The sequence below is a fragment of the Bacillus sp. FSL L8-0152 genome, assembly GCF_038006365.1.
Classification (GTDB): Bacteria; Bacillota; Bacilli; order Bacillales; family Bacillaceae_G; genus Bacillus_A; species Bacillus_A cereus.
Window position 1 is genome coordinate 820,919 of record NZ_JBBOVB010000001.1, and the last position, 19,968, is coordinate 840,886.

A 19,968-nucleotide genomic window follows, 5' to 3' on the forward strand; every position below is an offset into this window, starting at 1 on the left:
GATGAGACCGGTAGTAGTAAAAGAAAAACAATTAAATAAGTCACAAATACATGCTGTAGAAGATGAAGTTAGACAAGCGAAAACGATGGATCGTGATATCGTAACACATGCGATGAAACAATCCGTTGCGAAATTGAATCCGAAAGTCATGATAAAGAATCCGATTATGTTCGTTGTGGAAATTGGGTTTATCATTACGTTCATTTTATCTTTTCTTCCAAGCAGTTCTAGTAGTATACCAGGATGGTTTAATATAACAGTTTCTCTTATTCTATTATTTACAGTTTTATTTGCGAATTTTGCAGAAGCATTAGCAGAGGGTCGTGGTAAAGCGCAAGCCGATTCTTTAAAGCAGTCGAAGAAAGATGTGTTTGCAAATGTTGTAAAAGAAAATGGAGACATTGTCCAAGTTTCAGCAACTGATCTTAGAAAAGGTGATGTTGTTATCGTAAAACAAGGAGAAATGATTCCGAATGATGGTGAAGTAATCAAAGGATTAGCGTCTGTAGATGAATCTGCAATTACAGGAGAATCAGCTCCTGTAATAAAAGAAGCGGGTGGTGATTTTTGTTCCGTAACAGGTGGAACGATGGTGGTAAGTGATGAAATTACAATTGTTATTACGAGTAATCCTGGTGAATCATTTATCGACAAAATGATTTCTTTAGTAGAAGGAGCTGCTCGTCAAAAAACGCCGAATGAGATTGCTTTAAATACAGTATTAACGAGCTTAACTCTTATCTTCTTGATCGTCGTTGTGACGTTGCCGATTTTTACAAATTATTTAGGTTTTCAAATTGATACAGCTGTACTCGTAGCATTGTTAGTATGTTTAATTCCAACGACAATTGGTGGTTTGCTATCAGCGATTGGTATTGCTGGGATGGACCGGGTGACAAAATTTAACGTGTTAGCGATGTCAGGGAAAGCAGTAGAAGCTGCGGGCGATATTAATACAATTATTTTAGATAAAACGGGTACAATTACTTTTGGAAACCGGATGGCTCATACATTATTGCCTGTAGGAAATGAAACGATTGAGCAAGTTGGAAAGTGGGCCGCTATTAGTTCTGTTTTAGATGAAACACCAGAAGGTCGATCTGTTATCGAGTATGTGCAGGGAAAATCTATATCATATAATAGAGAACTTGCAGAACAAGGTGAGTTTGTTCCGTTTAAAGCAGAAACGAGAATGAGTGGTGTTGATTTACAAGACGGAACGAAAGTGAGAAAAGGTGCTGTAGGTGCCGTTATTGAATGGGTTGAGTCACAAGGCGGAACAATTCCGAAAGATGTAAATCAAAAAGCAGACTTAATTTCAAAAGAGGGCGGAACACCACTTGTAGTTGCAGTAGATAATCGTATTTACGGTTTAATTTATTTAAAGGATACAGTAAAACCGGGTATGCGTGAGCGTTTTGAACAGTTGCGCCAAATGGGGATTAAAACGGTTATGTGTACAGGTGATAATCCGTTAACAGCAGCAACCATTGCAAAAGAAGCTGGAGTAGATGAATTCGTTGCCGAGTGTAAACCGGAAGATAAAATTGCGGTTATTAAAGCAGAGCAAGATAAAGGGAAACTTGTAGCGATGACAGGTGATGGTACAAATGATGCTCCGGCATTAGCACAGGCTGACGTTGGATTAGCGATGAATAGTGGTACGACAGCAGCGAAAGAAGCGGCGAACATGATTGATTTAGACTCGAATCCGACGAAAATTATTGAGGTTGTAGGAATTGGTAAGCAATTGTTAATGACCCGAGGTGCGTTAACGACGTTTAGTATTGCGAATGATATAGCGAAATATTTTGCGATTATTCCAGCGATGTTTACACTTGCGATTCCGCAAATGGAAGCATTGAACATTATGAAATTAACATCACCACTGTCAGCGATTTTATCAGCATTAATATTTAACGCTGTTATTATTCCATTACTCATTCCGTTAGCGATGAAAGGTATTGCATATAAACCGATGAGTTCTAATGCATTGCTTAGCCGAAACTTACTTATTTATGGGCTTGGCGGAGTTATCGTTCCGTTCATTGGAATTAAAGTAATTGATATAATTGTCGGCTTGTTCATATAAGGAAGAGGGGAAAAAGATGGAAAAGAAACAAAGTATACTATCACCAATTATCCGTATTACTTTTACATTTCTAGTGTTGTGTGGACTTGTATACCCACTTATTGTTACTGGTATTGCACAAGCAGTGATGAAGGATAATGCGGATGGAAGTCTAATATATAATGATAAAAATGAAGTGATTGGTTCTAAATTAATCGGGCAAAACTTCACGGATCCACGTTATTTTCAAGGGCGTGTTTCTAGTATTGAATATAAGGCAGAAGCATCTGGTTCAAATAACTATGCACCATCTAATCCAGATTTAGAGAAACGAGTAGAGAAAAGTATTGAAGAGTGGAAGAAACAAAATCCGAGCGTTCCAGTTACAGAAGTACCGATTGATTTAGTGACAAATTCAGGTTCAGGGCTTGATCCTGACATTAGTCCGAAGGCAGCTTCTGTGCAGGTAGATCGCATCTCGAAATTAACAAATATTCCGAAAGAAACGCTAGATCAATTGATTAAAGATCAAACGGAAGGTGCGGCACTTGGCTTATTTGGAGAAAATCGAGTGAATGTCTTAAAGCTAAATTTAGCATTACAAAAATTAATGAAATAGTAACAGTGCTACCTCAATCTAACGGATTGAGGTAGCGTTGTTTCGAATGAAAGGTAGTGTTTATTTTGTATGCGGATGATTATGAACCGAAGTTTCAAAGGCGAACGCCAGAGGAATATTTAGAATATATTCGGCAACAAAATCGGGGAAAGTTAAAGTTATATGTAGGAGCAGCTCCAGGCGTAGGAAAAAGTTATAAAATGCTCTTTGATGCAAGGGAAATGAAAAAAGATGGAATTGATATTGTAATTGGTTTAATTGAAACGCATGGAAGAAAAGAGACGGAAGAAGCAATTGCTGATTTAGAAAAAGTTCCTTTGAAAGAAATACAGTATAAAGGAAAGGTATTTTATGAGCTTGATGTGGAAGGAATAAAAAAACGCGCGCCGCAAGTAGTCGTAGTGGATGAACTTGCGCATAGTAATGTTCCTGGTTCTAAATATAAGAAACGTTATATGGATGTGCAGGAATTGTTAGAGGCTGGTATATCGGTATTATCAGCTTTTAATATTCAACATTTAGAAAGTGTTCATGATATTGTAGCTCAAATTACGAATGTAAAAGTAAGAGAACGAATTCCAGATTTTATTTTACAAAAAGCAAATGAAATTCAGCTCGTTGATGCAACACCGGAAGTACTTCGGAAGAGGTTAATAGACGGAAAGATATATAAAGAAGAAAAAATTCAGCAAAGCTTACAAAATTTCTTTACGCTTAATAATTTAGGAGCACTCAGGGAATTATCGCTTCGTGAAGTCGCTGACGATATGGACGAAAAGATTAGTCAAACAGTGATAGAACCAATCGGAGTGAAAGAAAAAATTCTCGTTTGTGTACAATACAGTTCAACAGCGGAGAAATTAATAAGACGGGGATGGCGCATGGCTGATCGGTTAAATGCTGAATTGTATGTATTAAATGTTGAAAGAGAAAATATAGACTCTCTTTCAGCTGGTAAAAAACAAACAATTGAAGAGTGGAAGACGCTCACGAATCAATTTGATGCAAGTTTTGTATTAGAAGAAGCAAGAGGGAGAAAGCCAGCGGATGTTATTATTGAGGTTGCGAAAAGATTACAAGTAACGCAAATTTTACTTGGGCAATCGGCAAGAACTCGTTGGGAAGAAATACGAAAAGGTTCGATTGTAAATGAGATTATGAGGCAAACGAGGTATATTGATATTCATATTGTTGCGGATCAAAGAGGATAAATAGAGCCGACCTTTTTGGGGGCTCTATTTTGCTTTTTGTACAGAATGAAAACTTAGCATTTTCATTGCATATAAGATTACAAGTAAAAACATAATTGCGCCTAGGAAGAAAATCCAAAAGTAATTTTGGTTAAATAAAAGAAATCCACCTATAAGTGGCCCTGTGCCCATACCAAGATAGCGGATGAAGTTGTACATACCGATAGCTGTTGCACGTTCTTGCACGAATTCTTCTGTTAATAAAGTAGTGTGAGTTGGCATAGAAAGTCCCATACTAAAACCGTACAAAGATGTAACGATAATGATGAATGGGATATTGATGTTATATGTGAAAGAGAATAAAACGACACATATAATATTGAAGAAACTCGTAATAAATAAAGTTTGCTTTGTTGTGAGGCGTTTTTGCAAAAACTTGTAGCAAAAACTTCCTAGCATGATAGAAAGAGACATTGGTACAAACATAAGACCAATTTCATTTGCAGCTTGATGAAATGAATTTGCTAAAATGCTCGGTAAAAAAACGAGAAAGCAAAAGTAAATACAAAATTGAATGAAGCCAATAAGAGTAATAGAAAATCCAGTTTTATTTTTTAAGATAAGAGAGTAATTCTTTTGTGCTTTAGACTGCTTAATTACATTCGGCTTTGTTTCTGGAAGTAGTGAAATGTTTATAATTAATAAGATAATGCCAAGTGTAGATAAAAAGAGAAATACAGATAAGTGACCATTTATACTGCCAAGAAATCCACCTATGAGAGGAGCCATTGTAGGTGCGAGGGCAAGTAACATTTGGTATAGGCTCATCGCTTCTCCGCGTTCTTTTCCTTCAAATAAATCGCCGATAATCGTTGCTGAAACTACAGGTATAGCCGCTATTCCTATAGCTTGAACAGCTCTAAAAAAGAGAAATAAATAAATGTTTGCCGAAAAAGCACATCCGATTGAACCAATTGTACTAATGACTAAACTAGGGATAAGGACAGATTTTCTCCCTTTTGTATCAATTAAAGGTCCATATACGAGCTGCATAATTGCAAGAATGAATGTGAAAAGTGAAACTGTTACATTTACAAGATAAAGAGAAGTGTGAAAAGAATTTTGAATCATCGGTAAGATAGGTGTGTAAATATTTTGAGCGAAGGAACCGAGTAAGGCACTAATACAGACAACATATAAAATGAAAGTTAGTTTAGATTTTTTCATCTTGTTAACCTCCTTGTGTTTTAGTTTCCTAGGAAACTAAATTTATTTTAACATGATTTTCTCCCTTGTAAAGATGAAAAAATAATTTTAAAATGGTATATAGTTAAATTGTTTCTTCGGAAACTTAGGAGGCGAACGGATTGAAGCATACAACGAAGCAAATGGAAATACTGTCGGACATTCGTACACTTTTGCATAAAAAAGAAGAACATTTAAAACGACAAAACGAGAAGTTTCTTTATGAGACAGGTGTAAGTAGTATGTCTTTATCTGAGTTACATGTAATCGAATGTATCGGAAAAAATGGTTTGATGAATGTAACGGCAATTACGACAGAAATGGGCATGACGAAGGGAGCAATCTCTAAAATTTGTACGAAGTTGTTTCAAAAGCAATTCGTTGAGAAGATGCAAATGTTAGATAATCAAAAAGAAATCTTCTTTCGCTTAACGGAAAGCGGCAATGAAATATATAAAGCTCATGAAAAATTGCATAAGCAAGCTGAAGAAAAGTGGTTGTTACTTTTAGATGGATATACGAAAGAAGAGCAAGACTTTATTCAAAGGTTTATAAAGGATGTCTCCGATCATTTGGAAATATAATTGGAAGAAAAAACTCCTTTTTCTCAAGTCTTTTAAATATAATTTCTGAAAGAACTCATATATAATAGAAAAAGATACTTAACATGGTGAATAATTAAAGAGTCAATATATATAGAGGAGAGAGTAACATGCTTGAAAATACGGGGTTAGTATTAGAAGGCGGCGGTATGCGTGGTGTATATACGGGTGGGATATTAGAATACTTTATGGAACAAGATTTATATTTTCCATATGTAATCGGTGTATCAGCTGGTGCTTGTCATGCAGCGTCGTATCTTTCCAGACAAAGAAATAGAAATAAAACGGTCAATATTGATTATGCATCACATCCGAAATATTTATCGTATAAAAACTTATGGAGAAAACGTCAACTATTTGATATGGATTTCATTTTTCATGAAATCCCAGAAAAGCATGTTCCGTTTGATTTTGAAACATACTTTAATAGCCCAGAACGTTTCCTTGTAGGAACGACGGATTGTGAAACTGGGCAATCTGTTTATTTTGAAAAAGAAGGAACGAATGATGATGCGCTAAATTTATTACAAGCGTCTAGTTCATTGCCTTTCATTGCACCAGTAGTAAATTACCGTGGTAAGCAATTATTAGATGGTGGGATTTCAGATCCCATTCCAGTTCGTAAAGCACAGGAAGATGGATTTAAAAAATCAGTCGTTATTTTAACGAGAAATCATGGTTACGCGAAGAAAAAATCAAAATTCGGATGGATTGCAGGAAAAGCTTATAAAAAATATCCGAATCTTGTTAACACGATGTTGAATCGTTATGAAGTGTATAATGAAACACTTCACTATATTGAAAAAGAAGAGCAAGCTGGTAATTTATTTGTTATTCGCCCAGAAGTGCCGCTTCAAGTAGATCGTATGGAAAAAGATACAGCAAAACTACAAAATTTATACGAGCAAGGCTATGAAGATGCAAAGAGACAGTTTGCAGATTTGCAGGCGTTCTTACAAAAATAATAATTAGGCTGTGGAGATGGAGTTCTCTGCAGTCTTTTTTATTATTGGTTTCAATACCGAATGTTGGTTATACACGCTTTTAGGTTATGGTATAATATGGATGAAAGTATGTAGAGAGGTGATACATATGGAAAATGTATATAAAGGATTTGGACATACTGGATTTATCATGATGCTTATTTTTGGTGGTGTATTTTTACTTCGCTGGTTTATTCATGATGAAATATTATTAGATCAACTTATTGGTTTTAGTGTGGGCATAGTAATGGTTATTTCATCAGTGTTCATTCAAAAGTATAGTAAAGAATTACAGGTAGAAGAGAAGTATTAAAAGGTTATAAGCTCCTTCATATTTTGGAGGTGCCTTTATAGTTTGAATGATTGTTATAAAAGAAAAGTAGAGCATCGGATTTCGATGCTCTACTTTTTTAATGTGGTAAGAATATCAATTGATAAGCAAACAAAATTCCAAATACATATACAAGTGGGTGAACAGCACGGAATTTACCTTTTGCTACTTTCATAAGTGGGTATGAAATAAATCCAAGTGCGATACCTGTTGCGATACTTGATGTAAGTGGCATGCTTAAGATTACTAAAAATGCTGGGAATGCTTCATCAAATGCGTCCCAATCGATGTGGCGAACTGAACCCATCATAAGACTACCAACGATAATTAATGATGGTGCAGTAATAGCTGATACACCAGAAACAGCACTTACTAATGGGCCGAAGAATGCTGTTAGTGCGAATAGAACAGCTACTGTAACAGTTGTTAAACCAGTACGACCACCAGCTGCAACACCAGCAGATGATTCAATGTAAGCTGTTGATGGTGTTGTTCCGAACATAGAACCAATAGTTGCTGAGAATGAGTCAGATAGAAGAGCTCGTCCTGCTTTTGGAAGCTTTCCGTCTTTCATAAATCCACCTTGTTGTGCAACGCCAAGTAATGTACCTGTTGTATCGAATAGTGTAACAAGGAAGAATGAGAATACAACGCCATATAATCCGTAGTTAATTACGTCAGATACAGCAGTAATTGGATTTGAAACGATAATTCCTTCTGGTAATCCAGGCATTGATGTAACACCGTTTGAGAATGTTAACTGTCCTGTGAAGAAAGCGATAATACCAGTTAATAGCATACCGATAAATAGTGCGCCATTTACATTTAAAGACATAAGAACAATAGTAATTCCAAGTCCAGCTAGTGCTAGTAGAACTGGAGCAGAGTGAAGATCACCAAGTCCAACTAAGTTTGCATCATTTTTTGTAACGATACCTGTTAAACGTAAACCGATAAAGGCGATGAAAAGACCGATACCAGCAGTAATTGCATGTTTTAAGTTTTCAGGAATTGCTTCCATTAATTTTGTACGGAAAGATGTAAATGATAGCAAAATTAAAATCATACCTGCTACGAATACAGCAGAGAATGCAATTGCGAAAGTCATGCCTTCATGTGCTTTTACAACAGAGTAAGAGAAGTAAGCATTTAATCCCATACCTGGCGCGATTGCGATTGGTAAGTTTGTAAAGATTGCCATAAATAATGTTCCGACAACAGCAGCAATAATTGTTGCTGTAAATGCTTGTTCAAATGGAACACCTGCATCTCCAAGGATAACAGGGTTTACGACAATGATATATGCCATTGTTAAGAAGGTAATAATACCTGCCATAATTTCAGTTTTAATAGAAGTTTTATGTTTTGAAAGGTTAAACATATAAACATCCTTTCTGTTTACGAATAATTTTCACAACAGTTATATATAATATTCGTTTTTTAACTATTTTGCAATAGTTTTGCATAAAAAGTTTATAACAATTCATATTTTGTGTCTTAAATTCGAATATTAATCGTAAACCAATGTGTGAATTTCAGCTTTTTATTGTGCACATGCTAAGAAAAAGGAGTTGAAAGTAGCTATGCCACAGCAAAAAAACTTTGTAATAATGCCAGCGCAACATCAAAATAAACAGCCGGGGATTGAATCATTAATGAATCCACTTCCGCAGTTTGAAGATCCAAATTATAAAGGAAGTGAAAAGTTAAAAGGAAAGAATGTGTTAATTACGGGAGGAGATAGCGGAATTGGACGCGCAGTTTCCATCGCTTTTGCAAAAGAGGGGGCAAATGTTGCGATTGCTTATTTAGATGAGGAAGAAGATGCTAATGAGACGAAGCAATATGTTGAGAAAGAAGGTGTAAAGTGTGTATTGTTGCCGGGTGATTTAAGTGATGAACAGCATTGTAAAGATGTTGTTCAAGAGACCGTCCAGCAGCTAGGTAGTTTACAGGTTTTAGTAAATAATGTCGCGCAGCAATATCCGCAGCAAGGACTAGAGTATATTACAGCAGAACAGCTAGAAAAGACTTTTCGTATTAATATTTTTTCTTATTTTCACGTTGCGAAAGCCGCACTTTCTCATTTAAAGCAAGGGGATGTCATTATAAATACCGCGTCTATCGTTGCATACGAAGGAAATGAAACTTTAATTGATTATTCCGCAACGAAAGGAGCAATCGTAGCTTTTACAAGATCACTTTCACAATCGTTAGTGCAAAAAGGGATTCGTGTAAATGGTGTTGCACCAGGACCGATTTGGACACCACTTATTCCATCGAGCTTTGATGAGAAGAAAGTCTCTCAGTTTGGGAGCAATGTCCCTATGCAAAGACCTGGTCAACCATATGAATTAGCGCCGGCATACGTATACTTAGCGTCTGGCGATTCATCTTATGTTACTGGACAAATGATACATGTAAATGGGGGCGTTATTGTAAATGGATAGTTTTCATTTATAAGAGCAAAGTAATGTTAATTCCACTTATTATAGTGAGCGCTAGGGGTGATATAGCTGAAAAAGTTATGTTTCGTCATACTATTATTTTTCATCCTACCAGTTAGTGCTTTTGCTAATACAGATCATTTAATATTAGTGAATCTTACGACAAATCAGTTGTCTTTTTTTGAGAATGGAAATTATACAAAAACATTTCTAGTAACGACTGGAAGAGATCGTACACCTACGCCTGAAGGTAATTTTTGTATTATAACTAAATTTAAAAATAAAGAATACCATCGAAAAAAAATACCTGGGGGTGCACCGAATAACCCTCTCGGTACGAGGTGGCTTGGACTAGATAAGAATGAATATGCGATTCACGGGACGAACCGGGAATGGACGATTGGAAGTAGGGAATCAAATGGCTGTATTCGCATGCATGACAGGGATATACAATGGTTATATGACCGAGTACAATTACAAACAAAAGTAATCATTTCTCGTTTTCATACGAGCCCCGAATATGAAGCGAATAAGCTTGGTTATCGCGTTGTGAGCTGGAATGGTCGAAAAATAGAAAAAGAACAAATTGGAGTACTTACGTTAGTAGACCGCGCGGATATATATTGGCAAGAACCAAATGGACAGTTAACGAAAGTAAAAACTGTATTGCCAAATGAAAGATATCCGGTGTACTCAGAACGAAAAGATGGAATATATTATATAGGAAACAATTCGTATATTATAGATGAAACAGGAGAGAAAGTTCGTTACGAGCAAATTCCTTCTTCAATTTTAAGTAATATATATAAACGGAAATACAATGTTCCGTAATGGCTACCGTATTATAGACGGTAGCTTATTTATACTTGGAGTTTAACTGCAACTATTGTATTTTGCTGAATATAATACAGTACAGATAGGGGGCGGTTATATTATGAAAAGTGAATTTGCGTTTAAAGTTTTCTTAGTAACGACCTGTTTATTTATCGTGTATTTATATGCGTTTCTCGTCTTTTCTTTTTATGTTCCATATGTTGATTTAATATTGTTCTTCGGATTTATTTGGGCGTTTGTGAAAGCGAGGGAAGGAGAGAAGAGTATATATCGGCGCATTACCCTATGCGGGACGGCCGTTCTCGTTATTTTGTACTTTTTTATTATGCATGATTTTTGGAGAGGGATGTAAAAAAGCATACGATGAATCGTATGCTTTTTATGTTTAATATTTAGGCTTAAATGTATGACAACAAGTCTCTACACTCGTTGCTACAGAACTTTCTAGCGTCTCGTTTGTTAAAACAGCAGCTGTATATGAATCATTTTCAGTTTGACCAGTTTCATCTGCATCAGGCTGAACGATGATCGCACTTGCTTGACAAAAGTTACCTTGTCCCCAAAAAGAACAGTTGGAAACAGAACATCTTACTTCTGGCATAAAACCCCCTCCTTATACATTAGTGTGGGATTTTACGCCCATTTCATGTGTAGAAGGAGTTTCCTTTTCTCGTTACTTTTTCGTTTGCTCAAGCCATTCTTTTAATTTGTCTTTCGGCTGTTCACCACTAATACGGCTCACTTCTTTGCCATCTTTAAAATGAATGATTGTTGGTGTACCTTGAATTTTATATTCATCCCAAGGAGCATCTAATTTTTCAATATCCATAACTTTCATATCAACGTTCAAGTCTTTAGCCATTGGCACTACGACAGGAGATAATTTTTGGCAATGAACGCAAGATGTTTGATAAAAGTATACTGTTTCTTCTTTTTTCTCTTTTAAATTCTTTTGAAGATCTGAAAGAGAGATTTTATTTGTGTAGTAGTCAGGACCATCTGTTTGACTACCAGTAGCACTTCCTCCTTCCATTTTTTGGCTGGTAGTAGTTTTTTCTTCCATTTGTGTTACAGCGAAAATTGCCGCAAACAAGGCGATAATAATACCACCAAATATGAGCATTTTTTTCATTCTTTCATCTCCTTATTTGTTTTTGATGACAATAAAGCTACAAACAGCGATTGTAATAAAGCCGATAAGTGCTAAAAACGGGATTGTCACAAAGCCGAACCAGTTTATGTATTCTCCCGTACATGGTACACGTCCACAAGCTGCCCCAGCAGCTGAAAATGCTGCGACTTTTTGAATTGCATAGTGATATAAAGAAATACAAGCACCAATAGTTGCGATTGGTAAAGAATAATTTGCGATGCGATAGTCTTTCTTTGCCACAGCGATACCGAGCCATAAAACGAATGGATACATAAAAATACGTTGATACCAACAAAGAACACAAGGCTCAAATTTCATGATTTCGGAAAAGTACAGACTTCCTAGTGTAGCGATAAAAGAAGCTCCCCATGCGGTAAGTAAAGCATATTCTTGCTTTTTTTCTCGTCCCATATTTTATACCTCTCTTATAATAGTTACATACTAAATTATAGTATGAAGTGGTATGGAAAAGAAAGAAAAAATATGTTTATCAATAAAAGTTTTATAAGGAGAAACTTTTATTGATATAAATATTTTAAAAAAGCGCCATTCTCCGGAAGAGAATAGCGCTATAGTTTACATTTGAATTTGTTCTACTTCTTCTACATGCGACTTTTGGGATGCGTGGTCAATATATTGAAATAGGAGCTGTAATTGTTTATCAACTTCTGGTAGTTCTTTACTGTATTGATAAGCGTGTAAAAAATGCTCAATACGCTTAGAAAATAATTGATCGTTCGTTTGAACCATGAGAACGAGTAATTTATCCCAGTTACAGCAATACGTGTAATAGAGAGCTTTATCATAGTCGTTATATGTTTGCACTGTGTACCCTCCTTACCGAGAGTTATATATAGTGTGTGATAAGTAAGGAGAAATACACTTGAAAGAATTTGTTAAGAAAAAAAGTGAATGAAAAGAAAAAACGAGGAGTTTCCTCGTTCTTTAAGCTTTTGGCATTGGCGTAGGTGTTGGTTTGCCATAGCCTTCTTTGTATTTATTATCGATATAGTTACGAATTTCAAGCGTTGATTTTCCTTTTTGTTTCATGGAAGCAGATTCAACTGCGATTTCTAGGCAATTGACGCAAGTCGTTGCATGGGAGTCCCAAACAACTTCACCATTCTTTTTAATTTCACGAATAAAGCAGTTTTTATTATTTTTATGTCCTACACTTTCACCGCAACCACAATAGCATGGAATCCAATCTAATAGCTCTGCATTTTGTCCAGCGACGGTGTAGATATCTTTCATTTGTGGATCAAGCTTATCTAGGAAGGTCGGAAGTGTGTCGACTCCTTTTGTTTTCTCTTGAATGTCAGCTTGCTGAGTGTGCGATGCGTGGTCATGTTCTTCTTTTTTTGATTCAGAAGATTTTTGGTCATTTGTACCAGTACTTCCGCATCCAGCAAGAATTAAGCTTAGTACTGCAAGTAAAGAAAATACATACTTTTTCATTCGCTTGTCCCCTTTACAAATGTATTAATCAAATTGTATCAGAGATTACGGTGTATCGGTTGAAGATTTTTTCGACTGATTTTTGAAGCGCCATCTTAGCGAATGGAATAGAAATAAAAGTGGGATATAAGCGTATACAATATATAAACCTGCTTGAGATAGTACGGTATTTAATGTGTTGATACTTTCACGGTTTGTGAAAAGTAGAGAAGCTGAAAATATGATGAAAATAAAAAACGGTAATGTAAATTTAAATGAAATATGAAAGGAACGCTTCATCGTTTGACATGATGACCAAATGGTTAAGCAAAGGTTTGGTAAAATAATTAAAAACCAAACGAAAATAATAATATATTCAAAGCGCTGAATAAAAGGAACTTTAATTATTTTTAACATCGTTAAAGTAGGCCAAATAGTACGGTTTAATTGTCCCTCGCTGTAATACATAAAAGATACGATAGCTAAAACTACATAAATTAAGGTGCTAAAAGCAATTCCAGCATGGGCCCATCGCTTTAAAGATTTTCCTTTTTCAATAAAGGGATAAAAGATAAGAATTGTTTCAAACCCTAGAAATTCCAATGCAGAGTGTTTTGCAGATATAAGCATGTCAAAAGGTGAATGTGTAAAAATAGGTAAAATATTACGGAAATGAGCATATTTCATTGGATAGATTAAAAAGAATACAACGAAAATAGGAAGAACAATACCCCAAAAACATATCCCTGTCACAGAACGGAAGCCACCTTTTATAATGTAGTAAGTGACTAACAAAAACATAAGCGTAAGTTTCCATAACTTAATGGTAGGGAAAATCCAAACTTGTATCACTTCCATATATGTACGAAGAACAGTAAGGCAAAATAATAAGCAATAAAGAGTGAAAATTACAGAAAATATAGAGCCAAACCACTTTCCAAAGGTTGTTGTATGAATACTAATTAAATCTCCGTCTTTTTCAAGCATTTTTAACATACAAAACAGCACAATATGAGTTGCAATTCCCGCAATAATAAGAGAAATCCAGGCATCATAACCAGCGTTTTTTAAAATTACACGTTGATATCCGAGAATTCCTATACCAATCTGGAGAGAATGCAATAAAATAAATGCAAAATAGGGAGAGACTGTCTTTGTTTTATTTATTGTATTCATTGCTTATTTCACCTCACTATTCTCCGATTCCAGATTGTACAATATTAAGATCTAAATTTATATCCACCGCTATATTTTTATACATATTTCGAATTTGTTTTATATTCCATTTTCTTGTATGGCTTCTAATTTCATCTCGTATTCCTAAAGGATCAATTTCCTTTTCTTGAAATTGTTTTATTAAATCTTCACAGTCTTTTTCGACATTTCGTTCAATTTGTTTTTTTATATAGTTGATATTTGTTTTTTTTCTTAGATCAATCCAATTAGGAGAGTTTTTAATTAATCCATTTAGTTTTAAATGGATTTTTACTTTTGGTATGTCGCCAGTTTGATCTATATCATACTTATTTTCCCCAGCTAAGTTTTGTATAACAACCATACCTTTATGTTTATCCTTTTTTATTGCTGCTTCGTAACGTCCATTTTTCGTAGGATTAATAAGTAATTTTGCTAAAACAGAATGTCTTTTATCCGTATACATGACGACTTTATCGCCTTTTAAAAAGGCAAGTCCTTTGACAGCGACAGAATGATTATCGTCCATTTTAATATAAGGAACATAGGCATCACATACAGAAGAGTAATAATTATATAAAAAAATGTTTAATTCAGTTTGTGGAATGTTCTCATTTCTTATATTTTGCTCGAGTAAATCAGCAATATATAAAGACCCATTTTTTTTTCCGTAATTTAAAAGCTCTTCAGCCGATCCATCTACAATTGCTAGTTGTACATCACGCCCGATATTTGGGTCACGTTGTAAGTTAGTAATAATCTCTCCCATTCCGCGTTCCCCTAGAGCCTTTCCAAATAGGACGACACGCATTTGACCTACAACAACATTGTGAGGAGATTTCGCATTTAATCGTGAAGCAATTGTTTCAAGTGAACGGGCAGATGTTGTTTGCGTCTCTGGTTTAGACTTTACACCATGTGTGTACTCTGGGAATAGAATAGTTCCTTGGAATTTTTTGTTTTTTGTGATGTCAAATCCAGCAATATGAATAATACGTTGTGCATCCACTATATACGTTTGTGTACAGCCAGTTTGTAAAACGAAGAAGATAATGATAAGGTGCAATAAAATTTTTTTCATTCATTCTCACCATCACGTTTTTGCTTCGATTTGTTTGGATTGTAGCGCCATTTTGATTTTGGTCTAAGAAAAGAAGGTCTTTGTGCCGTTTGACTAAATGGTAATCGAAGAAAACCTTCTGCTGTACCTAAACCACGAAATGGATATAAAGGTAATAAATAAGGTGATCCAAGTGATTTTAATTTAATTAAATGAGCTAAAATAAATACAAATCCGACAATAAGGCCTAATCCTCCGAATGCACCGGCTAAAAGAATAAGCGGAAAGCGTAACAACCGGATAGTAGAAGACATCTTTACAGTCGGTGTTGTGAAAGATGCAAGGGCGGATAAAGCAACTGCAATTAATAAAATTGTACTTGTTAAAGCTGCTTCAACAGATGCTTGTCCAATTACAATCCCCCCAACAATCCCAATCGTTTGTCCGACTTTTGTCGGTAAACGTGCTCCTGCTTCACGAAGCAATTCAATTGTAATTTCTAAAAAGAGTGCTTCTAGAATAGGAGGGAAAGGTACGTTAGCTCTCGAGAAAATAATAGGACCTAGTAAATCGGCAGGAATCATTTGATAATGATATGTTAAAGCCGCTGTATAAATAGCGGAGGAAAACAGAGAAAATATAGCTCCGAAAAAACGAATAATACGAAAGAACGATCCAATCATCCACGGTAAATAATAATCTTCTGGTGAAATGAAAAAATCCAGTAACGTTGTTGGTCCTGATAAAGCATATGGAGAGCCATCTGTTAAAATTAAAACTTCCCCGTTAATTAACGCAAATACAGCTCGATCTAATCGTTCTGTAGGTAATAGAACAGGAAAAGGTGAATTGCTATTATCACTAATAAATTGCTCAATCATAGTTGAATCAAATGGGACATCAAAGTCAATGTCTTCTAGCCGTTGTATTGCGGTGTTGATGAATTGTTCATTTGTAATTCCTTCTATATAAGCAACTGCTACTTTCGTTTTTGATATAGATCCGACGGTAACTTCTTTAAAAATGAGTTGCTCCGTTACGATATTTCGGCGTAATAAGTGGATATTTGTATCAAGGTTTTCAACGAAACCGATTTTAGGCCCGATTACGCTATACTCATTTTCTGTATCGTTATATAATCGTTTTCCTAAAACAGTACTTTCGGCACGAATTAAAGCATATTGATCAGGATTCGAATTGTTTTTTAATCGTATTAAAATATATCCACCTAATAATTTTTCACGAATATCATCAATAGAAGGGGAGGTAATAATGTCTTCAATAGAGATGATATTACATAAATCAGAGATGTTTTGGATTTGTTCCGATTCCTTTTTTATAGGAGTTAAAATGAATTGTTTAATAATAAGTGCTTCCACGACAGATTTATAATAAAACAAGCACAACGTTTCATCTTTAAGTATGTTATAAGAGACAAAATCGCTTGATTCTTTCATGGTTTGTATAAATTCTGGAATAGAACAAAGTGTTTTTGTATTAGTCTTTTTTGATTTCTTAGATGATAAACCGAACATTTTCTCACCCCTAACTTACATCATTTACTTGTGTTAGTTTTTGGGAAAGACGGGAATTTATACTTAAAAATTGAAAGTTCATAAAGAAAAGGAAGAGTGGTGAATGGCTCTTCCTTTTTAGCATTTTAATTTGTTTTTTGTTCTTTAATAGACTTCACTAATTTCATCATTTCCGCTCGTATATCTTCTTTTTTTACATTTAATTTTTCGGCAATTTGTTTAATGTCCATTCCATCTTTTTTCATTTTTAATACATCGTCAAGAGGGGTATTGCTTTTTTGAGAGATGATTGTTAACACAGTAAGATGACGCAATTTGATGTTATATTCTTTCATTTTTTGCTTTAGCTGATCCGGTGTGGATTTTTGCATAGTTGCTAACTGTTGTAGCAGTGCTTGCTTTGTTTCTTTATTCATATGATGCTTTTTCAGCTTACTTGGATCTACACCGAAATGCTCGGCTGTTTTCTCCCAAGATTTATTTTGCTTATAGTAAGCTAAAACATCTTTTATTCCTTTATTACTAATTCTTGCAATATGAGCAGCTTTCCAAATTTCATGTTTGTTATAGCCGATTTTTTCTAGCGATTGCATTTCTTCTTCTGAAATTGGTTTATGGTGATGCATTGTTACTTCTTTTGGCGTGGCAGCGGATGTAGGGAAGGTGGATATCCCGCATAATAATGCTGCCATAGTCATACAAACAGCGATTTTTTTGTACATGTAAACTCCTCCTAGATGGATAATGTAGAAAACTGTACACATATCATTTCCATAAAATGTGAAATACTTGTGAACAAGTTAAGTTTTTTTATTCACAGCATAGAATGACGTTTTTAGAAGTTTTCCAACATAAAACATTGATTAATAGTAAAAAACTAAGGTATAATCGAAATTGAAAATCAATATCAATACTAACGATAAACTTATACATATAGATAAAAATAAGGGAGAGATAAATATGACTACATATACTTCCATCGCTAATGTGATTAAAGAAAGACGCTCTGTTCGTACATTTACAGACAAAGCAGTAGAAAAAGATTTATTAATTGAACTATTAAATGATGCAACATGGGCACCTAATCATAAGCACCGTGAACCATGGAATTGTAAACTATACATCGGAGAAGGCCGCAAGAAATTAGTAGATGCAGTATTAAATTCTTTCACAGAAGAAGAAAGAGCGAAACGCGGTAAAATTTTATCAGATCGTTTCTTAAGCACGCCTGCACAAATCGTTGTATATATAAATGAAGATCCGCGTCAAATTCAACGTGATGAAGATTACGCTGCAACATGTGCATTTATGCAAAACTTCCAACTTCTTGCTTGGGAACGTGGATTAGGTTGCGTTTGGAAATCAGGCGGATTAAACTACAATCCATTATTTATAGAAGGAATCGGTTTAACAAGAGGCCAACGTATCGTTGGAATTCTTCATATCGGCTATTTCGATAAAGCGCCAGAAGGAAAAGCTCGTACTCCGATTACGGAGAAGATGGAGATTATTGAAGGTTAATAGATGAGACATTCTCGTTTTTGCGGGGGTGTCTTTTTATTATGCAATCAATCCTCATGAAAGCTTGTTTTTCATCATACACTTTCTTAAGGGAAAGTGTAAGGAGGGAAAATAATGAGAGCAAGTGACGATAAAGCACTGCAATATGCGATTGCGGAAATTACGGAAATTGCGACTGGATTTGGGCTTGATTTTTATCCAATGCGTTATGAAATATGTCCAGCGGAAATTATTTATACATTTGGTGCATATGGGATGCCGACAAGGTTTTCACATTGGAGTTTTGGAAAACAATTTTTCAGAATGAAATTACAATACGATTTGGGACTTAGTAAAATATACGAACTCGTTATTAACTCTGATCCATGTTACGCCTTTTTATTAGATACGAACTCTTTAATTCAAAACAAATTAATTGTAGCGCACGTTTTAGCACACTGTGATTTCTTCAAAAATAATATTCGTTTTTCAAATACGAAGCGAGATATGGTAGAGAGTATGGCGGCAACAGCGGACCGTGTGAAAGCGTATGAGCATAAGTACGGAAAAGCAGAGGTAGAAACATTTTTAGATGCCGTACTTGCCATTCAAGAGCATATTGATCCGTCGCTTATGCGTCCGAAGCTCGCATGGAGTATTGATGATTTAGAAGAGGACGAAGTAGAAAAGAAAAAGGTTTCGCAATACGATGATTTATGGAATTTAGATAATCGCAATAAAAAGCAGGAACGTTCTAATGTGCGTAAAAAGAAGAAAATCCCACCACAACCAGAGAAAGATTTACTTCTCTTTATTGAAGAATATAGCCGTGAGTTAGAAGATTGGCAGCGTGATATATTAACGATGATGCGCGAAGAAATGTTATATTTTTGGCCGCAGCTTGAAACGAAAATCATGAACGAAGGCTGGGCGTCCTACTGGCATCAACGCATACTTCGTGAAATGGACTTAACATCTGATGAAGCAATTGAATTTGCGAAATTAAATGCAGGTGTTGTACAGCCATCAAAAACAAGCATTAATCCATACTACCTCGGTATTAAAATGTTTGAAGATATTGAAGAACGGTACAACAATCCAACTGAAGAAATGAAGCGACGAGGCGTAAAACCAGGATCTGGCCGTGATAAAATGTTTGAAGTACGCGAAATTGAATGGGACGTATCGTTCCTAAGAAACTACTTAAATAAAGATCTTGTTATGCGAGAAGATATGTACTTATTCCAGCGCCAAGGAAAAGAATATAAAGTAATAGATAAAGAATGGGAGAATGTGCGTGATCAACTCGTAAATATGCGGACAAATGGTGGGTTCCCGTACTTAGTAGTAGAAGATGGAGACTACTTAAAGAACGGAGAATTATACATTAAACATAGTTACGAAGGAATCGAGCTCGATTTAAAATACTTAGAAAAAGTATTACCATATCTTCATCAGCTATGGGGAAGAACGGTGCATATGGAGTCCATTGTGGAGAGTAAGGGCGTTGTGTTTTCTTATGATGGGAAGATGGTGCACCGGAAGTATGTGTGAGGGGAAGAACGGACATAGGATACTGTGTCCGTTCTTTTCTTTGAAAAATTAATTTATATTTTTTACTTAAAGTAAAGAATATGAATTATTGTTTGAGTTTGTTAAGTCAACGTAATTAATAATGATTATCATTATTAATTACGTTGACTTCTAAAAAAAGAAAAACTAGAATCTATAAAGGGATCTTCAATTGTTTGCTATCACTTGTATAGG

General features: G+C 35.2%; 22 protein-coding genes. 11 read left to right on the forward strand and 11 right to left on the reverse strand.

Translation table 11 applies throughout. The features are described from left to right. Position 1: 1 nt before the first annotated feature. From kdpB to kdpDN, 3 genes are read left to right on the forward strand one after another with little or no spacing between them, the layout of a single operon-like run. Entirely contained in the window at positions 2–2,092 is a 2,091-nt protein-coding gene (gene kdpB, locus MHH27_RS04265; RefSeq protein ID WP_001248006.1) for a potassium-transporting ATPase subunit KdpB, read from the forward strand. Between the two features lie 16 nt (positions 2,093–2,108). Continuing rightward, complete coding sequence (gene kdpC, locus MHH27_RS04270; RefSeq protein ID WP_079245080.1) at positions 2,109–2,690, forward strand: K(+)-transporting ATPase subunit C; 582 nt, start codon at positions 2,109–2,111, stop codon at positions 2,688–2,690. A 56-nt stretch (positions 2,691–2,746) separates the two neighbouring features. After that, positions 2,747–3,901 (forward strand): KdpD-like non-kinase potassium sensor, encoded by a 1,155-nt coding sequence (kdpDN, locus tag MHH27_RS04275; protein ID WP_072939968.1) that lies wholly within the window; start codon positions 2,747–2,749, stop codon positions 3,899–3,901. Between the two features lie 24 nt (positions 3,902–3,925). On the opposite strand, the gene MHH27_RS04280 is transcribed toward kdpDN, so the two are convergent. Then, a complete protein-coding gene (locus MHH27_RS04280; RefSeq protein ID WP_098251179.1) occupies positions 3,926–5,107 on the reverse strand; it encodes an MFS transporter in 1,182 nt (393 codons plus the stop codon). A gap of 140 nt (positions 5,108–5,247) precedes the next feature. On the opposite strand from MHH27_RS04280, the gene MHH27_RS04285 reads away from it, so the two are divergent. The 3 genes from MHH27_RS04285 to MHH27_RS04295 all read left to right on the forward strand — a co-directional run bounded on the left by MHH27_RS04285 (position 5,248) and on the right by MHH27_RS04295 (position 7,023). Further along, positions 5,248–5,709 (forward strand): MarR family transcriptional regulator, encoded by a 462-nt coding sequence (locus MHH27_RS04285; protein WP_000683328.1) that lies wholly within the window; start codon positions 5,248–5,250, stop codon positions 5,707–5,709. Positions 5,710–5,837: 128 nt separating this feature from the next. Beyond that, positions 5,838–6,692, forward strand: a complete 855-nt coding sequence (locus MHH27_RS04290; protein ID WP_000892676.1) for a patatin-like phospholipase family protein — start codon at positions 5,838–5,840, stop codon at positions 6,690–6,692. A 127-nt stretch (positions 6,693–6,819) separates the two neighbouring features. Then, the gene (locus MHH27_RS04295; RefSeq protein ID WP_098236147.1) at positions 6,820–7,023 is read left to right on the forward strand and encodes a hypothetical protein; all 204 of its coding nucleotides are present in this window, start codon (positions 6,820–6,822) and stop codon (positions 7,021–7,023) included. Positions 7,024–7,120: 97 nt separating this feature from the next. Here MHH27_RS04295 and MHH27_RS04300 read toward each other — a convergent pair whose 3' ends face one another. Beyond that, entirely contained in the window at positions 7,121–8,422 is a 1,302-nt protein-coding gene (locus MHH27_RS04300) for an NCS2 family permease (protein WP_000482717.1), read from the reverse strand. Between the two features lie 202 nt (positions 8,423–8,624). Here MHH27_RS04300 and MHH27_RS04305 point away from each other — a divergent pair, with 202 nt between their 5' ends. The 3 genes from MHH27_RS04305 (at position 8,625) to MHH27_RS04315 (ending at position 10,674) form a co-directional block, all read left to right on the forward strand. Next, positions 8,625–9,491 (forward strand): SDR family oxidoreductase, encoded by an 867-nt coding sequence (locus tag MHH27_RS04305; protein WP_098251178.1) that lies wholly within the window; start codon positions 8,625–8,627, stop codon positions 9,489–9,491. Positions 9,492–9,557: 66 nt separating this feature from the next. Beyond that, complete coding sequence (locus MHH27_RS04310) at positions 9,558–10,319, forward strand: L,D-transpeptidase (protein WP_090978452.1); 762 nt, start codon at positions 9,558–9,560, stop codon at positions 10,317–10,319. A 103-nt stretch (positions 10,320–10,422) separates the two neighbouring features. Continuing rightward, positions 10,423–10,674, forward strand: a complete 252-nt coding sequence (locus MHH27_RS04315; protein ID WP_000834195.1) for a hypothetical protein — start codon at positions 10,423–10,425, stop codon at positions 10,672–10,674. Between the two features lie 33 nt (positions 10,675–10,707). On the opposite strand, the gene MHH27_RS04320 is transcribed toward MHH27_RS04315, so the two are convergent. The 9 genes from MHH27_RS04320 to MHH27_RS04360 all read right to left on the reverse strand — a co-directional run bounded on the left by MHH27_RS04320 (position 10,708) and on the right by MHH27_RS04360 (position 17,423). After that, positions 10,708–10,923 carry a DUF1540 domain-containing protein gene (locus tag MHH27_RS04320; RefSeq protein ID WP_001115481.1) on the reverse strand — a complete coding sequence of 72 codons (216 nt, stop codon included), beginning with the start codon at positions 10,921–10,923 and terminating at the stop codon, positions 10,708–10,710. A 72-nt stretch (positions 10,924–10,995) separates the two neighbouring features. Beyond that, positions 10,996–11,454 carry a thioredoxin family protein gene (locus tag MHH27_RS04325; RefSeq protein ID WP_090978455.1) on the reverse strand — a complete coding sequence of 153 codons (459 nt, stop codon included), beginning with the start codon at positions 11,452–11,454 and terminating at the stop codon, positions 10,996–10,998. A gap of 12 nt (positions 11,455–11,466) precedes the next feature. Then, the gene (locus MHH27_RS04330) at positions 11,467–11,886 is read right to left on the reverse strand and encodes a disulfide formation protein C (RefSeq protein WP_000532261.1); all 420 of its coding nucleotides are present in this window, start codon (positions 11,884–11,886) and stop codon (positions 11,467–11,469) included. Between the two features lie 165 nt (positions 11,887–12,051). Beyond that, entirely contained in the window at positions 12,052–12,300 is a 249-nt protein-coding gene (locus tag MHH27_RS04335; RefSeq protein ID WP_001195459.1) for a YhdB family protein, read from the reverse strand. A gap of 120 nt (positions 12,301–12,420) precedes the next feature. Next, positions 12,421–12,933 (reverse strand): PCYCGC domain-containing protein, encoded by a 513-nt coding sequence (locus MHH27_RS04340; protein WP_000761026.1) that lies wholly within the window; start codon positions 12,931–12,933, stop codon positions 12,421–12,423. Between the two features lie 45 nt (positions 12,934–12,978). Next, complete coding sequence (locus tag MHH27_RS04345; protein WP_090978457.1) at positions 12,979–14,088, reverse strand: GerAB/ArcD/ProY family transporter; 1,110 nt, start codon at positions 14,086–14,088, stop codon at positions 12,979–12,981. 16 nt (positions 14,089–14,104) lie between these two features. After that, the gene (locus MHH27_RS04350) at positions 14,105–15,187 is read right to left on the reverse strand and encodes a Ger(x)C family spore germination protein (protein ID WP_000722245.1); all 1,083 of its coding nucleotides are present in this window, start codon (positions 15,185–15,187) and stop codon (positions 14,105–14,107) included. Further along, complete coding sequence (locus tag MHH27_RS04355) at positions 15,184–16,701, reverse strand: spore germination protein (RefSeq protein WP_072939951.1); 1,518 nt, start codon at positions 16,699–16,701, stop codon at positions 15,184–15,186. The genes MHH27_RS04350 and MHH27_RS04355 overlap by 4 nt, the downstream gene beginning before the upstream one ends. 125 nt (positions 16,702–16,826) lie before the next feature. Next, positions 16,827–17,423: a hypothetical protein gene (locus MHH27_RS04360; RefSeq protein ID WP_141541712.1), complete on the reverse strand. Its 597-nt coding sequence runs from the start codon at positions 17,421–17,423 to the stop codon at positions 16,827–16,829. Between the two features lie 238 nt (positions 17,424–17,661). On the opposite strand from MHH27_RS04360, the gene MHH27_RS04365 reads away from it, so the two are divergent. Continuing rightward, positions 17,662–18,222: a nitroreductase family protein gene (locus tag MHH27_RS04365; protein ID WP_000214819.1), complete on the forward strand. Its 561-nt coding sequence runs from the start codon at positions 17,662–17,664 to the stop codon at positions 18,220–18,222. Positions 18,223–18,336: 114 nt separating this feature from the next. Beyond that, entirely contained in the window at positions 18,337–19,755 is a 1,419-nt protein-coding gene (spoVR, locus tag MHH27_RS04370; protein WP_048564410.1) for a stage V sporulation protein SpoVR, read from the forward strand. Positions 19,756–19,968 lie beyond the last annotated feature (213 nt).

What these genes read in the sequence shown, in the direction of transcription:
- kdpB (WP_001248006.1), top strand. Translation starts at nt 2, where the DNA reads ATGAGACCGGTAGTAGTAAAAGAAAAACAATTAAATAAGTCACAAATA.
- kdpC (WP_079245080.1), top strand. Translation starts at nt 2,109, where the DNA reads ATGGAAAAGAAACAAAGTATACTATCACCAATTATCCGTATTACTTTT.
- MHH27_RS04280 (WP_098251179.1), bottom strand. Translation starts at nt 5,107, where the DNA reads ATGAAAAAATCTAAACTAACTTTCATTTTATATGTTGTCTGTATTAGT.
- MHH27_RS04290 (WP_000892676.1), top strand. Translation starts at nt 5,838, where the DNA reads ATGCTTGAAAATACGGGGTTAGTATTAGAAGGCGGCGGTATGCGTGGT.
- MHH27_RS04295 (WP_098236147.1), top strand. Translation starts at nt 6,820, where the DNA reads ATGGAAAATGTATATAAAGGATTTGGACATACTGGATTTATCATGATG.
- MHH27_RS04300 (WP_000482717.1), bottom strand. Translation starts at nt 8,422, where the DNA reads ATGTTTAACCTTTCAAAACATAAAACTTCTATTAAAACTGAAATTATG.
- MHH27_RS04305 (WP_098251178.1), top strand. Translation starts at nt 8,625, where the DNA reads ATGCCACAGCAAAAAAACTTTGTAATAATGCCAGCGCAACATCAAAAT.
- MHH27_RS04315 (WP_000834195.1), top strand. Translation starts at nt 10,423, where the DNA reads ATGAAAAGTGAATTTGCGTTTAAAGTTTTCTTAGTAACGACCTGTTTA.
- MHH27_RS04320 (WP_001115481.1), bottom strand. Translation starts at nt 10,923, where the DNA reads ATGCCAGAAGTAAGATGTTCTGTTTCCAACTGTTCTTTTTGGGGACAA.
- MHH27_RS04325 (WP_090978455.1), bottom strand. Translation starts at nt 11,454, where the DNA reads ATGAAAAAAATGCTCATATTTGGTGGTATTATTATCGCCTTGTTTGCG.
- MHH27_RS04330 (WP_000532261.1), bottom strand. Translation starts at nt 11,886, where the DNA reads ATGGGACGAGAAAAAAAGCAAGAATATGCTTTACTTACCGCATGGGGA.
- MHH27_RS04340 (WP_000761026.1), bottom strand. Translation starts at nt 12,933, where the DNA reads ATGAAAAAGTATGTATTTTCTTTACTTGCAGTACTAAGCTTAATTCTT.
- MHH27_RS04345 (WP_090978457.1), bottom strand. Translation starts at nt 14,088, where the DNA reads ATGAATACAATAAATAAAACAAAGACAGTCTCTCCCTATTTTGCATTT.
- MHH27_RS04350 (WP_000722245.1), bottom strand. Translation starts at nt 15,187, where the DNA reads ATGAAAAAAATTTTATTGCACCTTATCATTATCTTCTTCGTTTTACAA.
- MHH27_RS04355 (WP_072939951.1), bottom strand. Translation starts at nt 16,701, where the DNA reads ATGTTCGGTTTATCATCTAAGAAATCAAAAAAGACTAATACAAAAACA.
- MHH27_RS04360 (WP_141541712.1), bottom strand. Translation starts at nt 17,423, where the DNA reads ATGTACAAAAAAATCGCTGTTTGTATGACTATGGCAGCATTATTATGC.
- MHH27_RS04365 (WP_000214819.1), top strand. Translation starts at nt 17,662, where the DNA reads ATGACTACATATACTTCCATCGCTAATGTGATTAAAGAAAGACGCTCT.
- spoVR (WP_048564410.1), top strand. Translation starts at nt 18,337, where the DNA reads ATGAGAGCAAGTGACGATAAAGCACTGCAATATGCGATTGCGGAAATT.